At 61.7% G+C, this 13,609-nt stretch carries 17 protein-coding genes; 12 read left to right on the plus strand and 5 right to left on the minus strand.

What is annotated here, in order from left to right; translation table 11 throughout:
* The 3 genes from BLV20_RS31685 to BLV20_RS08760 all read left to right on the plus strand — a co-directional run.
* The coding region (locus BLV20_RS31685) for a hypothetical protein (RefSeq protein WP_256577713.1) at nucleotides 1-618 on the plus strand (618 nt) is incomplete at its 5' end.
* Between the two features lie 56 nt (nucleotides 619-674).
* Nucleotides 675-1,562 carry a threonine/homoserine exporter RhtA gene (rhtA, locus tag BLV20_RS08755; protein WP_092299835.1) on the plus strand — a complete coding sequence of 296 codons (888 nt, stop codon included), beginning with the start codon at nucleotides 675-677 and terminating at the stop codon, nucleotides 1,560-1,562.
* A 170-nt stretch (nucleotides 1,563-1,732) separates the two neighbouring features.
* A complete protein-coding gene (locus tag BLV20_RS08760; protein ID WP_092299837.1) occupies nucleotides 1,733-2,014 on the plus strand; it encodes a hypothetical protein in 282 nt (93 codons plus the stop codon).
* A gap of 14 nt (nucleotides 2,015-2,028) precedes the next feature.
* On the opposite strand, the gene BLV20_RS08765 is transcribed toward BLV20_RS08760, so the two are convergent.
* Complete coding sequence (locus BLV20_RS08765; protein ID WP_092299840.1) at nucleotides 2,029-2,598, minus strand: TetR/AcrR family transcriptional regulator; 570 nt, start codon at nucleotides 2,596-2,598, stop codon at nucleotides 2,029-2,031.
* A gap of 94 nt (nucleotides 2,599-2,692) precedes the next feature.
* Here BLV20_RS08765 and BLV20_RS08770 point away from each other — a divergent pair, with 94 nt between their 5' ends.
* A complete protein-coding gene (locus BLV20_RS08770) occupies nucleotides 2,693-3,433 on the plus strand; it encodes an SDR family oxidoreductase (RefSeq protein WP_092299843.1) in 741 nt (246 codons plus the stop codon).
* Nucleotides 3,434-3,469: 36 nt separating this feature from the next.
* Entirely contained in the window at nucleotides 3,470-4,060 is a 591-nt protein-coding gene (locus BLV20_RS08775) for a 2-hydroxychromene-2-carboxylate isomerase (protein ID WP_092299846.1), read from the plus strand.
* A 69-nt stretch (nucleotides 4,061-4,129) separates the two neighbouring features.
* Here BLV20_RS08775 and BLV20_RS08780 read toward each other — a convergent pair whose 3' ends face one another.
* From BLV20_RS08780 to BLV20_RS08790, 3 genes are all read right to left on the minus strand, one after another.
* Complete coding sequence (locus BLV20_RS08780) at nucleotides 4,130-5,938, minus strand: aminopeptidase P family protein (RefSeq protein WP_092299849.1); 1,809 nt, start codon at nucleotides 5,936-5,938, stop codon at nucleotides 4,130-4,132.
* A gap of 56 nt (nucleotides 5,939-5,994) precedes the next feature.
* Nucleotides 5,995-7,164, minus strand: a complete 1,170-nt coding sequence (locus tag BLV20_RS08785) for a cysteine desulfurase family protein (protein ID WP_092299852.1) — start codon at nucleotides 7,162-7,164, stop codon at nucleotides 5,995-5,997.
* Nucleotides 7,165-7,478: 314 nt separating this feature from the next.
* Nucleotides 7,479-7,748, minus strand: a complete 270-nt coding sequence (locus tag BLV20_RS08790) for a hypothetical protein (protein ID WP_092299855.1) — start codon at nucleotides 7,746-7,748, stop codon at nucleotides 7,479-7,481.
* Nucleotides 7,749-8,011: 263 nt separating this feature from the next.
* On the opposite strand from BLV20_RS08790, the gene BLV20_RS08795 reads away from it, so the two are divergent.
* The gene (locus BLV20_RS08795; RefSeq protein ID WP_092299858.1) at nucleotides 8,012-9,115 is read left to right on the plus strand and encodes a sigma-54 interaction domain-containing protein; all 1,104 of its coding nucleotides are present in this window, start codon (nucleotides 8,012-8,014) and stop codon (nucleotides 9,113-9,115) included.
* Here the strand turns inward: BLV20_RS08795 and BLV20_RS08800 are convergent.
* Nucleotides 9,112-9,477: an antibiotic biosynthesis monooxygenase gene (locus tag BLV20_RS08800; RefSeq protein WP_092299861.1), complete on the minus strand. Its 366-nt coding sequence runs from the start codon at nucleotides 9,475-9,477 to the stop codon at nucleotides 9,112-9,114. The two genes, BLV20_RS08795 and BLV20_RS08800, sit on opposite strands and share 4 nt — an antisense overlap.
* 117 nt (nucleotides 9,478-9,594) lie before the next feature.
* Between BLV20_RS08800 and soxR the strand changes: the two genes are divergently transcribed.
* The 6 genes from soxR to BLV20_RS08830 all read left to right on the plus strand — a co-directional run bounded on the left by soxR (nucleotide 9,595) and on the right by BLV20_RS08830 (nucleotide 13,576).
* Nucleotides 9,595-10,050 carry a redox-sensitive transcriptional activator SoxR gene (gene soxR, locus BLV20_RS08805; protein ID WP_092299864.1) on the plus strand — a complete coding sequence of 152 codons (456 nt, stop codon included), beginning with the start codon at nucleotides 9,595-9,597 and terminating at the stop codon, nucleotides 10,048-10,050.
* Nucleotides 10,051-10,185: 135 nt separating this feature from the next.
* Nucleotides 10,186-10,647 (plus strand): VOC family protein, encoded by a 462-nt coding sequence (locus BLV20_RS08810; protein WP_092299867.1) that lies wholly within the window; start codon nucleotides 10,186-10,188, stop codon nucleotides 10,645-10,647.
* A 268-nt stretch (nucleotides 10,648-10,915) separates the two neighbouring features.
* Complete coding sequence (locus BLV20_RS08815) at nucleotides 10,916-12,127, plus strand: PepSY-associated TM helix domain-containing protein (RefSeq protein ID WP_092299870.1); 1,212 nt, start codon at nucleotides 10,916-10,918, stop codon at nucleotides 12,125-12,127.
* A complete protein-coding gene (locus BLV20_RS08820; RefSeq protein ID WP_092299873.1) occupies nucleotides 12,124-12,666 on the plus strand; it encodes a thiamine pyrophosphate-binding protein in 543 nt (180 codons plus the stop codon). Before BLV20_RS08815 ends, BLV20_RS08820 begins: the two co-directional genes overlap by 4 nt.
* On the plus strand, nucleotides 12,663-13,007 hold the full coding sequence (locus BLV20_RS08825; protein WP_092299876.1) for a hypothetical protein: 345 nt from the start codon (nucleotides 12,663-12,665) through the stop codon (nucleotides 13,005-13,007). Before BLV20_RS08820 ends, BLV20_RS08825 begins: the two co-directional genes overlap by 4 nt.
* Complete coding sequence (locus BLV20_RS08830) at nucleotides 13,004-13,576, plus strand: DUF6162 family protein (RefSeq protein ID WP_092299879.1); 573 nt, start codon at nucleotides 13,004-13,006, stop codon at nucleotides 13,574-13,576. The genes BLV20_RS08825 and BLV20_RS08830 overlap by 4 nt, the downstream gene beginning before the upstream one ends.
* The last annotated feature ends 33 nt before the right edge of the window (nucleotides 13,577-13,609 follow it).

A 13,609-nucleotide genomic window follows, 5' to 3' on the forward strand; every position in this document is an offset into this window, starting at 1 on the left:
CTAAACTTGGCTCAGCAATCGTTGGTTACATCTTTGATTTCTCGCGGAGTAACTTGTGATGCTGATAATCTTTCTGACTATCAGTCTGACTCCACAAGCACCCACACGAATTGCTTGATTCAGTTGTTAAAGAGCGGTTGGTTAAGTCTTTCGTCTCAACCGAGGCGCGCATTCTACAGCAGCCCCCTATATCTGTCAAGCGGTTATTTTAAGAAGTTTTCAAAGTTTCCTTTGCAACTTCAACCACTTGCGCTTCCGATCTCTCGTCAGCGGGAGGCGAATTCTACAGCGTTACACGCTGCTGTCAACACCTCTTTTTCTCCGCTTTCGACCGAGAAGATCGAGCCGTCAACAAGGCGAAAACACAACACCTTATCAACTCCTTCGGACTTCGATGAACTGAAGCGTAACCGCTGTCGAAAATCGCGTAACTCGTTGAATCTCAAGGAGTTTTCCGTTTCGACTGCGCCGGAAGTGGGGCGAATTATAGACTTCCAGAATCTGCCGTCAACCCCTAATTTGTCTTTTCTATCAATAACCTGCAAAAGAAGACAAATCCGCTTCTATATAGAGAAGCGTAGAAACCCTGTGAGCAATATATTGCTCAATCTTTATTAGTTAAGCATCATGTCGGCGCACCAAACCTACCCCCTTGACCCGGATGATGCCTTGCCATGAATGACCAGCCCCGCAGCCTAGCCTCGACCCTGTTCCCGGTGGGGCTGCTGCTTATTGCCATGGCCTCCATCCAATCCGGCGCTTCATTGGCCAAGAGCATGTTCCCGATTGTGGGAGCGCAAGGCACCACCACGCTCCGCCTGATCTTCGCCAGCATCATCATGCTGCTTCTTTTGCGTCCATGGCGCGCGAAGCTCACCGCCAAGTCCCTGCGCACAGTCATCGTCTATGGAATGGCGCTGGGCGGAATGAACTTCCTCTTCTATATGTCGCTACGCAGCGTTCCCCTGGGAATTGCCGTGGCCCTGGAATTCACCGGTCCGCTTGCCGTGGCTATTTATGCTTCGCGAAAAGCCATCGACTTTCTCTGGATCGCCCTGGCAATTATTGGCTTGCTGCTGTTGATCCCAACCAGCGATACAAGCGCTGGCATCGATCTGGTCGGCGCAGGCTATGCCCTGGGAGCCGGAGTGTGCTGGGCACTCTACATTCTGTTCGGGCAAAAGGCCGGCGCCGACAATGGCATCCAGACCGCCGCGCTGGGCGTAATGATCGCTGCCTTGTTCGTCGCACCTATCGGTATCGTGCATGCCGGGGCCGCCCTGCTGACGCCCAGCCTGATTCCCATCGCCATCGGTGTCGCCATTCTTTCCACCGCCCTCCCCTATAGTCTGGAGATGGTCGCCCTGACCCGAATGCCAGCAAGAACCTTCGGCACGCTGATGAGTATCGAGCCGGCTTTCGGTGCCTTGTCCGGCCTGCTGTTTCTCCACGAATACCTGTCTCTTGCGCAGTGGCTGGCTATTGCCTGCATCATCCTGGCGTCAGTGGGCGCGACCCTGACCATGCGCAGTGAAGCGAAACCTGTATTGGCGGCTGATTGATTCTCGGCTGTACATAGCTCTGGTATTTGCCGCTCAATTAGGCCATGTTTAGGCGCTGTAACTCAGCGCCAGTCATGGACTTTTCGGGCAAGGACCGCACATAAGCTAAAAGTGACAGCCAATGCAGTCGAACTCGGGCAGCAGATCCGGGATCAGCAATAGGGACAGGAATGAAACGTTTTTTGATTCTGTTAGCCGTACTTGCCATCGCAGGTTGCGCCGCAACTTCGAAAACCGAGGTCAAGCGCGGAAAGAAGGGCCTGCATATCAACTGCTCAGGCCTGTCCTCTTCCTGGGACAAATGCTATGCCACCGCCACAGCTGCCTGTGGACCCAAAGGCTATAAGGTCATCGCCAAGTCCGGCGATACGGTGGAAGACCCGGGCGATTACCCCTTTGGTCTGAACCCCGCCGGCTACACCAGCCGCAGCATGATTGTCATCTGCAAGTAGGCAGCACCCGCTGCCTACTGATTTTCCTGGGTTGGCAATTGGCGAGCAATTTCGTCATGGCTCGACTTCAGGACCTGGCGCTGAATGCCTGGACTGACCAGCATTCGCGCTATCACCAACGCACCGACACATTGCGACAGAATCGACCAGGCCAGGCTGTCGCTGCCCAGCGTTTGCGCCCAACTCTGTTGCAAGCGGCAAATCCAGTCTTCTGCCTGCTGTCGAACCACATCGTTCGCGCGTGAAATTTCCGCGCCCAAGGCCGGCAACGCACAGCCCGTTTCGGGACTCTCGACGTGCGCCATGCTCAAATAATGTTTGAGACAGCGTTCAAGCCGCATCCGGCTTTGCTCGCCATCGCCTCCCAGGCGTTCAAGGCTCTGGCTCAGCTCGCGCTCGACAATCGAGCCGAACAGCTCATCCTTGGATGAAAAATGGCTGTAGAACGCGCCGCCACTCAGCCCGATCGCTTTCATCAGGCCATCGACCCCCACCGTCGAAAACCCTTCCTTCTTGGCCGACACAGCACTGCTTTGCAGCAGCCGCTCCCGGGTTTCCTGCTTGTGACTGGCTGAATAACGCATGACTTCCCCTCTCCTCTCCCGACCTTGACGCTCGGCGAATCGTAGCATAACGTTCGTTTAGTTAACGACCGTTTACCAATAGAGCGATCCCACCATGACTACAGCCCCAGAGAACAAGAAAGTCGTTTTGGTCGTCGGAGCCGGCGATTCCACAGGCAGCGCAATCGCCAAGCGGTTTGCCCGGGAAGGTTTTGTGGCCTGCGTCACCCGGCGCAGTGCAGAGAAATTGCAGCCTCTGCTAGAGGCTATCCGGCAAACGGGAGGCGAAGCCCACGGCTTCGCCTGCGACGCTCGAAAAGAAGATGAAGTGATCGCCTTGATCGAACAGATCGAGAGTGAAGTCGGACCGATCGAGGCCCTGGTATTCAACATCGGCGCCAATGTGCCATGCAGCATCCTCGAGGAAACAGCACGCAAATACTTCAAGATCTGGGAAATGGCCTGTTTTTCCGGGTTCCTCAATGCACGGGAAGTGGCCAAGCGCATGGTCACTCGCAAACGCGGGACCATCCTGTTCACCGGCGCCACTGCAGGCCTGCGCGGTGCCGCGGGGTTTGCCGCCTTCGCCGGGGCCAAGCACGGCATTCGCGCACTGGCGCAAAGCATGGCCCGGGAATTGGGGCCGTTGAACGTCCACGTGGCTCATGTGGTGGTCGATGGCGCCATCGACACGGACTTTATCCGCAGCAATTTCCCGGAAAAATACGCACTCAAGGATGAAGACGGCATCCTCAACCCCGAGCACATCGCCGACAACTACTGGCACCTGCACAGCCAGCCCCGGGATGCCTGGACCTTCGAACTGGATCTGCGGCCCTGGAACGAGCGCTGGTAACGCCCTCCTTCACAACAACAAAAAGAGAGCATATCGATGAGCAAAACCGTGGAGTTCTTTTTCGACCTCGGCAGCCCGACCTCGTACCTGGCCTACACCCAACTGCCGAAGATCTGTGCCCAGACCGGCAGCCAGCTGATTTATCAACCCATGTTGCTGGGTGGCGTGTTCAAGGCTACCGGCAACGCCTCGCCTGTCAGCATTCCGGCCAAAGGGCGCTACATGCTTCAGGACCTGGCGCGTTATGCCAGACGGTATGACGTGCCGTTGGCGTTCAACCCGCACTTTCCGATCAATACCCTGCAACTGATGCGCGCCGTGACCGGCATGCAACTGCGACATCCCCAGCGTTTTGTCGCGTTTATCGATTGCCTGTTCCGCGCGCTCTGGGTGGAAAAACGCAATCTGAACGATCCGACCACCGTTGCGGCAGTGCTCAGCGAGGGCGGATTCGATCCGCAGGAAGTTCTAGCCCTGACCCACGATGAAGAGGTCAAGAATGCCCTCAAGGACAAGACCGAACAGGCCTTGCAGCGCGGCGTTTTTGGCGCGCCAAGCATGTTTGTCGATAACCAGTTGTTCTTCGGCCAGGATCGCCTGGACTTTGTGCTCGAAGCCTTGAGCTGAGCCCGGGCTTCGGCACGCCAAGCAATGCAATTCGTGCTGCCAGCCCCAAGCCGGCAGCGCGATTCACCTTCAGAGGGCTGCTGTGCGGGTATTCAACCACTCCAGCGCCGCGCCCTGCAGCAGCGGGCTCAGGCGCTGACGCACTTCGGCATGATAGGCGTTGAGCCATTCACGCTCATCCTGGGTCAGCAGCGACGGTTCCAGGCAGCGGCTGTCGATCGGGCACAGGGTCAGGGTTTCGAACTTGAGGAACTCACCGAACTCGGTAGTGCCCGCCTCACGGTTCATCGCCAGGTTTTCGATACGCACGCCCCAGCGGCCCGGACGATAAGTGCCCGGCTCGATCGAGGTAATCATCCCTGGCTGCATGGCGGTTTGCGGCGCCGGCGCCGCCTGATAGGCGATCACCTGCGGGCCTTCGTGGACATTGAGGAAATACCCCACGCCGTGGCCGGTGCCATGCCCATAGTCCACACCTTCGGCCCAGATCGGGGCACGGGCGATGGCGTCCAGCAACGGCGACAGGATGCCCCGCGGGAACTGCGCCCGGGACAAGGCGATCACGCCCTTGAGCACCCGCGTGCAATCGCGCTTCTGCTCGGCGCTTGGGGTACCGACCGGGACCATGCGGGTGATGTCCGTGGTGCCACCCAGGTATTGGCCGCCAGAGTCGATCAGCAGCAAGCCATTGCCTTCGATCACTGCGTGTTCTTCTTCGGTGGCGTGGTAATGCGGCATCGCGCCATTGGCGTTGAATGCCGCAATAGTGTTGAAGCTCAAGGACACATAACCGGGACGACGAGCCCGCGCCGCAGTCAGGTGTTCGTCGATGGTCAACTCGGTAATGCATTCGCGCCCCCAGGCTGATTCCAGCCAGGCGAAGAATTCGCAGAGCGCCGCACCGTCCTGCTCCATGGCCTGGCGGATATGCTCGGCGTCGGCCAGGCTTTTTCGGGACTTGGCCAATGTCGTCGGGTTCAGGCCTTCCAGCAGTTTCACGCCGCTACCGAGGTGATCCAGCAAACCGGCGGTAACTCGCGCCGGATCCACCAACAGGCTGGAGCTGTCGGAAATCGCACTGAGTGCCGCGGCCACTTCGCTGTAATCACGCAAGGTGATGCCGTCCTGTTCCAGTACGGCGCGCAAGGCATCATCGACTTTGCTCAGCGCCACGAACAGCGTCGCCTGCTGCTGGCTGATCAGGGCGAAGGAAACGAACACCGGGTTGAACGAGACATCCCCGCCGCGCAAGTTGAACAGCCAGGCAATGTCATCAAGGGTGGCGATGAAATGCCAATCCGCGCCTCGTTCCTTCAGGGTTTCACGCAGCTTGCCGAGTTTCTCCACCCGGCTGACCGTGGCCTGCGGCGGCAAATGCTGATAGATCGGCTGGTCCGGCAGGCTTGGGCGATCGTTCCAGACTTCGTTCAGCAGGTCGATATCGGTCCGCAGGCGAGCCCCGCGCTCCTGCAATTTGCTGCCCAGGGTACGCGCCGAAGCCACCGCCATCACCGCACCGTCGACCGCGACCACACCCCCTTCCGGGGTCTGCTCGGCCAGCCAGTCCAACGGCCCCGGCTGGCCCGGCAGCAGCTTGACCAGTTCGATACCGCTGCCCTGGAGTTCCTTGGTCGCCTGTTCCCAATAGCGGCTATCGGCCCAGACCCCGGCGAAATCCGCCGTCACGATCAAGGTGCCGACCGAACCGTGAAACCCCGACAGCCACTGCCGGCCTTGCCAATAACCGGGCAGGTATTCCGACAGGTGCGGGTCGGCCGATGGCACCAGCAGGGCATGAATGCCCTCGCGACTCATCAGCTCACGGGTGCGCGCCAGGCGCTGGGGGACCACTCCATTGGTCAAGGGCTGCGTACTCATTGTGTCTCCTGCTAACCAGGTAAATCATTGTTATTGGATACCGAGGGCATCGGCCCTCAGGGTTGGGCAACCGCCCAGAACGCCGGTGCACTGGCGGATGAAGCCTTGATCAGTTGGACGGCCTGATCGATGTCCTGTTCGGTGGTGAAGCGGCCCAGGCTCAAGCGGATGGTCCGGCCGGCGGCGCGGGCATCGAGCCCCAGCGCCAGCAACACATGGGACGGCGCGTTGCTCGCCGAGTTGCAGGCCGAGGTCGCGGAAAACGCGATGGCAGCACTCAAGGCCGCCGGATTGAACTCCCCTTCACCGAAGGTGAGGCTCAAGGTATGGGGAATGCGCTGGGCCGGGCTGCCGTTCAAGCGCAGCCCCGGCACATCGGCCAATTGCTCGAGCAGACGCTCGCGCAGGCGCACGATGGTTGCCGCTTCCTCATCGAAATGTTCGGCTGCCAGGGCAAAGGCGGCGCCCATGGCGGCAATCTGATGGGTCGCGAGCGTTCCGGAACGCAAGCCGCCTTCATGGCCGCCGCCGTGGATCTGCGCCTGCAGGCGCTGCTGCGCGCGCGGCCCGACATACAGCGCGCCGATGCCCTTGGGGCCGTAAATCTTGTGCGCGGAAAACGACATCAGGTCCACCGGCCACTGCGCCAAATCGATCGCCACCTTGCCCGCGCCCTGGGCCGCATCGACATGCAGCAACGCACCATGCTCGCGTACCACGCGGCCAATGCCGGGGATGTCGTTGAGCGTGCCCAGTTCGTTATTGACCAGCATCACCGACACCAGGAAGGTGTCGTCACGCAAGGCTTGGCTGACCGCTTCGGGGGTAATCAGTCCATCGCGGTCGGGTACCAGGTAAGTCACTGCCACACCGCCAGCCTGCAACTGGCTGGCGGTGTCGAGAATGGCCTTGTGTTCGATCTGGCTGGTGATGAGGTGCCCGCCGGATACGCTACGGGCCTGGGCCACGCCCTTGAGCGCCAGGTTGTTGGATTCGGTGGCGCCGGAGGTCCAGACGATCTGCTCGGGCGCCGCGCCCACCAGTTGGGCGACCTGCTGGCGCGCCAGCTCGACGCTGCGTCGGGCCTGTTGGCCGAAGGCGTGGGAACTGGACGCCGGATTGCCGAAGTTACCGTTGAACCCCAGGCATTCCACCATCACTTGAATGACTCGCTCATCCACCGGCGTGGTGGCGGCGTAATCGAAATAGAGAGGACGTTTGTTCATCGCAAAATACCCGCAGAGCCTGTTCCAGGATCAAGGTTCACTCGGTGCCGAACGCTGATGCGCCCTTGGCAGCGCAAAAACGGCAGACCGTCAGCAATACCCGATCGGATGCAGTTAAAGAAGGACAACTTCATTTAAAAGTGCGTAGGAACGCTCCCGAGGGGGCAGCTTAACAGGCTCCGGGACCCGGGTTAAGCGAGGTTCGCCATGGATCGGAGATCACAGCGAGGGGCAGGGAAAATCATCACAAGGTTTTGCCGCCGCTGGCCAGCAACCGTCAGCCCCTGACGGCAAGGCCACGGCAGATCGGCGGGTCAGCTGGCACGGCCCTGCAGGGTCACGCTGTGTTCAGCATTCATTTCGCCCTGCCGGTCGAAGCCGACGGTGCGCTGCGGGGTACCGAGCAACTCGGCCTTTTTCTGGTGATATTCGTCAAAGGACAACCCGCGTCGGTTCAGTGCTTCCAGGGCCAGTTCACGGGTTTCCTCAGCGGTGTAGGGCCGCGACTCCGGGCCGGGCTGGCTGGCGCAACCGGCCAGGACCGAAGTGACAAGCAGCAGGGAAAAAATAACTGAACGGTTCATGGCAAAAGCTCCTGGATCTGGGCTGCGAGGCAATGGAGCAAAGGCTACCGCCGCCCTTCCCGGCACAGAAATCAACACGCTCGATAGTGGCTATCGACTCTCCCTATCGCAGCTCTGGCGTAGGCACTCATATTTCCAAACGACCTATAAATATGGAAATAAAGTATTTTTTAGGAATATCGGTAACGCCTTATAACAGGCCGGCCGCGCCGCCTGCTGTTGCCTGAGCAACTGTCCTAGCCTTCTGTTCCCGGAGTTTGCCCATGCAGCTTTTGACCTTACCGCCCTCGCCCGCCCTGGCCACCTCGATCCGCGCCACGGCCCAGGTGTTCGAAGACCCGAAATCCCAGGCCTTGCTCACGCATCTGCAGCAGGTCGCGCCGAGCGAGGCCAGCGTGTTGATCGTCGGCGAGACCGGTACCGGCAAGGAGCTGGTGGCGCGCCATATCCACCGCCTCAGCGCCCGCCGCAACCGGCCGTTCGTGGCGGTGAACTGCGGCGCGTTCTCCGAGTCGCTGGTGGAGGCCGAACTGTTCGGCCATGAAAAAGGCGCCTTCACCGGGGCCTTGAGCGCCAAGGCCGGCTGGTTCGAGGAGGCCAATGGCGGGACCCTGTTCCTCGACGAGATCGGCGATCTGCCCATGACGATCCAGGTGAAGTTGCTGCGAGTGCTGCAGGAGCGCGAAGTGGTGCGCCTGGGTTCGCGCAAAAGCATTGCCATCGATGTGCGGGTGCTGGCGGCGACCAACGTGCAACTGGAGAAAGCCATCAACGCCGGGCACTTTCGCGAAGACCTGTATTACCGCCTCGACGTGGTCAGCCTGGAACTGAGCCCGCTGCGCGAGCGCCCCGGCGACATCCTGCCGCTGGCCCGGCACTTTATCGACACCTACAGCCAGCGCCTGGGCTACGGCGCCGTGACCATCAGCAGCGAGGCCGAGCGCAAGCTCAAGAACTACAGCTGGCCAGGCAATATCCGCGAGCTGGAAAACGTCATCCACCACACCTTGCTGATCTGCCGCAACGGGGTCATCGAGCGCGACGACCTGCGCCTGTCGAACATGCGCATCGAGCGCCAGGAGGACAGCCACCACGGCCATGACGACTCAGCCGAAGCCCTGCTGGAACGGGCCTTTCACAAGCTCTTCGACGAACAGGCCGGCGCCCTGCATGAAAAGGTCGAGGATGCGCTGCTGCGCGCGGCCTACCGTTTCAGCCATTGCAACCAGGTGCACACCGCCCAATTGCTGGGCCTGAGCCGCAACGTCACCCGCTCGCGGCTGATCAAGATCGGCGAGCTGGCGGTGAACAAGCGCCGCCCGCCGGAACACGGCCAGCACGAGCGCAGCCTGCAATTGTCGATCTAGCTGGCCAGGCGGCAATGCAGCGCATTGTCCAGGCTGCGCTCGATGCTGCGCACCACCTGGAACGAGCCGAAGGTCACGGTCTTGGCCTGGTGGGCGCGGATCAATTGCCAGAAGTCCTGTTCGCCCTTCTCGAAACTCTGGAAGGCCGCCTCGCCGGCTTCCCGGGTTTGCCATTGCAGGTAGTTGAGCACCCGCCGGCCGTCGTCGCTGGCCAGCACGCTGGCACTCAGGAACCCTGGGTATTGCTGGGCCAGGCGCTCGGTCTGCTCGGCCAAAGCCGATACCAGGCCGGACTGCTGATGGGGTTCGATTTCGAATTCGATCAATTGCGTAAAGCTGCGGTTTTGCTCAGGCGCATGCATGGCGAGTCCCCACTGACGGATAAACGGAAGATTGCGATCCGAAGGCGTGCAGGGTAAAACCTCCAGTTAAGTAAAGGTCAAGCGCCTTTTGCTCATTTCCCTTCGCAGGAACGCGCCATGCTCAGCCCCGAAACCATGCACAAGGAACTCACCGTCGGCCAGGTGGCCGCCCGCAGTGGCGTAGCGGTCACCGCTCTGCATTTCTATGAAACCAAGGGGTTGATCAAGAGCAACCGCAACGCTGGCAACCAGCGCCGTTATCCACGGGAAGTGCTGCGCCGGGTGGCGCTGATCAAGGTGGCGCAGCGCCTGGGCATTCCCCTGGCCGAGATCGGCCAGGCCCTGCGCAGCCTGCCGGACCATCGCGCGCCGACCGCCGCCGACTGGAAGCGGCTGTCCGAGCAATGGCGCCACGAACTGGACGAGCGGATCAAGCAACTGACCCTGATGCGCGACCGCCTCAATGGCTGCATCGGCTGCGGCTGCCTGTCGATGGAAGACTGCCCGCTGCGCAACCAGGGCGACCAGCTGGGCGATCGCGGGCCGGGCGCGCAGTTGCTGGAAGCCGACTGAGCGCGAAGTCGCGGTTGCCAGGCGGGCACCTCGTCAGCTCAAACCAGGCTGTGGACTACTCGGGCCTATAGTGAACCGACCGGAAAACCGGCCAGGTTCACTTCGACAACCCCACGACAAGAAAGGAGAACCGACATGAGCGTCAAACCCATCCCCGAGGGTTACCACAGCGTCACGCCCTATCTGGGAATTACGCAGGCTGGCGATGCTATCGAGTTCTACAAGAAGGCCTTCGGCGCCGTCCAGACCCTGCGCCTGGACATGCCCGACGGCCGTGTCGGCCATGCCGAACTGCGTATCGGCGACTGCCCGATCATGCTCGGCACGCCCTGCGACCAGGGGCCGCTGAGCAATCCTGACCAATCGCCTTCGGTCGGCCTGCACCTGTACGTCGACGATGTCGACCAGCAATTCGCCCAGGCCATCGCCGCCGGCGGCCAGGTGGTGTCCGAGGTCAAGGACCAGTTCTACGGCGACCGCAGCGGCACCCTCAAAGACCCCTTCGGCCACCTGTGGTTTCTCGCCAGCCGCAAGGAGGACCTGAGCGAAGAGCAGATCAGGCAGCGAGCCATGGAGATGTTCAAACAACAGGGATAAACCCTGCGCCTGAAAACCGCTGATCGCGGGCCGGCCTCACGCACTCCTTCTGTAGGAGCGAGGCTTGCCCGCGATAGCGTCCCCGGCCCTTCCCCCCTGCCGCCGGTCGGGCGGAAACATTTACTTTCATATCGTCTTTCGGGATTTACGATTCTCATTCGTCTTAGTTAGATCCAGCAGGTTGCGTTGGCAAAGGTCACGCCACGGGTTTCTTTCCGGGCTAACCCCACGCCCGCGGCTCCTTCCCTCGAATCAAGACGCGTGCTCAATGTCGAAGAAGTCCCGCTCGAAAATCTGGTTTCTCGTTCACAGCTGGCTGGCGCTGCCTATCTGGTTCTTTGTGCTGATCGTCTGCGTCACCGGCACCCTGGCGGTGGTCAGCCAGGAAATCGTCTGGCTGGCCAACCCCGACATCCGGGCCAGCAAGCCGTCCGACGATGCCGAACCGCTGAGCTACGACCAGATCGTCAAGGCCATCAAACAGGCCGAACCGCACACCTTGGTCAAAGGCATCAGCACGCCCGACGAAGCGCATTTCGCCCTGACCGTGAACGTCAGCTACCCCGACGGCCGTTCCGTGGCGGTCTATGTCAACCCCTACACCGGGGTCATCCAGGGCGTGAGCCCGCAGTTCAACTTCCAGGCCTTTACCCGCGCCCTGCATGGCTGGTGGCTGGTGCCGTTCACCAATGGCTACAGCTGGGGCTGGTACCTGGTGTCGCTGCTGGGCCTGCCGATGCTGGCCTCCCTGGTCACCGGCCTGGTGGTCTACAAGAAGTTCTGGAAGGGTTTCTTCAAGCCGACCCTGCGCTTGCGCCACGGCGCGCGGATCTTCTGGGGCGACTTCCATCGCCTGAGCGGCATCTGGTCGATCTGGTTCATCGCGGTGATCTCCATCACCGGCACCTGGTTCCTGATCCAGGCCACGCTCAGCGACAACCAGATCACCCTCTCCAGCGAGCCCGTGGTGCCGGTGATTTCGCGCGAAAGCGTGCCGGTCTCCGCCGACGGCAGCCCGGCGCCGATGATCGGCGTCGATGAAGCCATCCGCATCGCCACCCAGAAGATCCCGGGCTTCGAAGTCAGCTTCGTTACCCTGCCCAGCAATGCCTACAGCCACCTGTTCATCGGTGGCCGCGGCTGGTACCCGCTGATGTACCAGACCGCCAACCTCAACCCTTACAACGGTTCGGTCGATACCGCGCACCTGCTGTCCCACCGCTCGGTCCTGGAATTTGTCACCGAGTCGATGCGCCCGCTGCACACCGGTGATTTCGGCGGCATCTGGATCAAGCTGATCTGGTGCTTCTTCGGCCTGCTGCTGAGCATGATGGTGCTCAGCGGCCTGTTGATCTGGACCAAACGCACCGCCCTGGCCACCGCCGCGGCGCTCAAGCGCAGCACCAAGGCACCGCGCCCGACGCCCGCGCAGCGCCCGGTTCCGGCCCTGCGCACCGACACGCCGGAGGGCAACCTGTGAGCAAGACGGACAGCGCGACACCGGTTTCGCCCCTGCGCCAGTTTTGGCTCAAATGGCGTTTCCACCTGAACATCCTGCTGTTGCTGATTCCCCTCGGCTTCATGCCCAAATACTTTGCCGACGCAGCGCTGGTGCGGGGCGATACCGGCCTTGGCGAGCGCGAAATCGGCGAGGTGCAGGTCGGCCCCTGGAGCCTGCGCCTGGCGGAACTGCGCAACGAACCCCCGCGGCTTCAAGGGCCGGCCGGCTATATGAAGGGCTTCAATGCCGCCCTGTGCGACAGCTGTATCGACCAGGTCAAGGCCACTTACCTGCGCATCGGCAAACCCCGCAGCCTGCGCGCCGCCGGGGTGATCTTCTTCGGCACCCCGTACCGCATGGGCGCCAGCCTGCCCGTTCCGGAAAAGACCAAGGCCAACGCCGAGCTGTGGATAACCATGGAAGGCTGGGACGGCAGCATGCACCAGGCGTCCATCCCGCTGGGCCAGGCATCCCCGGCCACCCTCGCCTGGCTGGACAAACAAGGAGGCAAACCATGATTGCTCTACCCACCGCCCGCCCGCGCCTGCTGGGTGCCGGCGCACTTCTGCTGGCCAGCGCGCTGTTCAGCGGCGGCGCCCTGGCCCATAACCCGATGTGCGAATGCAAGCAGATCGACGGCGAGCAGATCCGCTGCACCGGCGGCTTCTCCGATGGCAGCGGCGCGCCGGGGGTGACCCTGGACGTGATCGGCTACGACGAAACCATTCTCGTGCCCGGCAAGCTGGGCGCCGACTCCACCCTGACCTTCAAGAAACCCGACGCCGAGTTCTACGTGCTGTTCGACGCCGGCCCCGGCCACGTGGTCGAGATCGACCAAGCCGACATCGAGGCCCCATGAGCACGTTCACCACCCAAGTCGTGCGCCCGGCTGGCGCCGGCCATGAAACCCTCTACGTCCTGCTGTTGTGCCTGCTGATTCTCAGCGTGGCCGGCTCCGTGGTGCTCTGGCGCGGCGAAACCGTCGAAACGGCAAGCGTCGACAGCCATCAACTGGACGCCCGCCGCGACCTCACCGCCGGCGAACAAGGCCTGTACGCCGACCTGCGGGTGACCCTCGATGAAATCCGCCTGTTGCGCGAAGAGGCCCAGGCCCTGCCGACGCCCGAACAACTGGCCGAGGAAGGCTTCGCGCCCTTCGCCCAGGACGCCAGTTCGGTGAGCCGTGGCGGGCATGCCTGGCAGCTACGGCAACAGGCCTATATCGGCCTCAGCCAGAACAACCAAGTGGCCGGTTCGTTCCTGATGCGCATCGCCGAAGACCCGGCCGCCGCGCCAGACATCTGGCTCAACCGCGGCCCCTCCCTCGCCGCCCCCGACGACCTCGGCGACGCCGCCCTGGCCAATGCCGGCTGGCAGCCGGTGGTCGCGCAATTCGATGCCGGAGTGACCCGCCAGCATCGCCACTGAACCCACGCCTTCACCGAGAGAAGACCGCTAGCC

This window comes from Pseudomonas sp. NFIX28 (genome assembly GCF_900107395.1).
Lineage (GTDB): Bacteria > Pseudomonadota > Gammaproteobacteria > Pseudomonadales > Pseudomonadaceae > Aquipseudomonas.

Excerpts from the sequence above, each read along its gene's own strand:
- BLV20_RS08785 (WP_092299852.1), bottom strand. The coding sequence starts at position 7,164 with ATGAACAAACGTCCTCTCTATTTCGATTACGCCGCCACCACGCCGGTG.
- rhtA (WP_092299835.1), top strand. The coding sequence starts at position 675 with ATGAATGACCAGCCCCGCAGCCTAGCCTCGACCCTGTTCCCGGTGGGG.
- BLV20_RS08760 (WP_092299837.1), top strand. The coding sequence starts at position 1,733 with ATGAAACGTTTTTTGATTCTGTTAGCCGTACTTGCCATCGCAGGTTGC.
- BLV20_RS08830 (WP_092299879.1), top strand. The coding sequence starts at position 13,004 with ATGAGCACGTTCACCACCCAAGTCGTGCGCCCGGCTGGCGCCGGCCAT.
- BLV20_RS08800 (WP_092299861.1), bottom strand. The coding sequence starts at position 9,477 with ATGCATGCGCCTGAGCAAAACCGCAGCTTTACGCAATTGATCGAATTC.
- BLV20_RS08765 (WP_092299840.1), bottom strand. The coding sequence starts at position 2,598 with ATGCGTTATTCAGCCAGTCACAAGCAGGAAACCCGGGAGCGGCTGCTG.
- soxR (WP_092299864.1), top strand. The coding sequence starts at position 9,595 with ATGCTCAGCCCCGAAACCATGCACAAGGAACTCACCGTCGGCCAGGTG.
- BLV20_RS08790 (WP_092299855.1), bottom strand. The coding sequence starts at position 7,748 with ATGAACCGTTCAGTTATTTTTTCCCTGCTGCTTGTCACTTCGGTCCTG.
- BLV20_RS08815 (WP_092299870.1), top strand. The coding sequence starts at position 10,916 with ATGTCGAAGAAGTCCCGCTCGAAAATCTGGTTTCTCGTTCACAGCTGG.
- BLV20_RS08810 (WP_092299867.1), top strand. The coding sequence starts at position 10,186 with ATGAGCGTCAAACCCATCCCCGAGGGTTACCACAGCGTCACGCCCTAT.
- BLV20_RS08795 (WP_092299858.1), top strand. The coding sequence starts at position 8,012 with ATGCAGCTTTTGACCTTACCGCCCTCGCCCGCCCTGGCCACCTCGATC.
- BLV20_RS08770 (WP_092299843.1), top strand. The coding sequence starts at position 2,693 with ATGACTACAGCCCCAGAGAACAAGAAAGTCGTTTTGGTCGTCGGAGCC.
- BLV20_RS08825 (WP_092299876.1), top strand. The coding sequence starts at position 12,663 with ATGATTGCTCTACCCACCGCCCGCCCGCGCCTGCTGGGTGCCGGCGCA.
- BLV20_RS08780 (WP_092299849.1), bottom strand. The coding sequence starts at position 5,938 with ATGAGTACGCAGCCCTTGACCAATGGAGTGGTCCCCCAGCGCCTGGCG.
- BLV20_RS08775 (WP_092299846.1), top strand. The coding sequence starts at position 3,470 with ATGAGCAAAACCGTGGAGTTCTTTTTCGACCTCGGCAGCCCGACCTCG.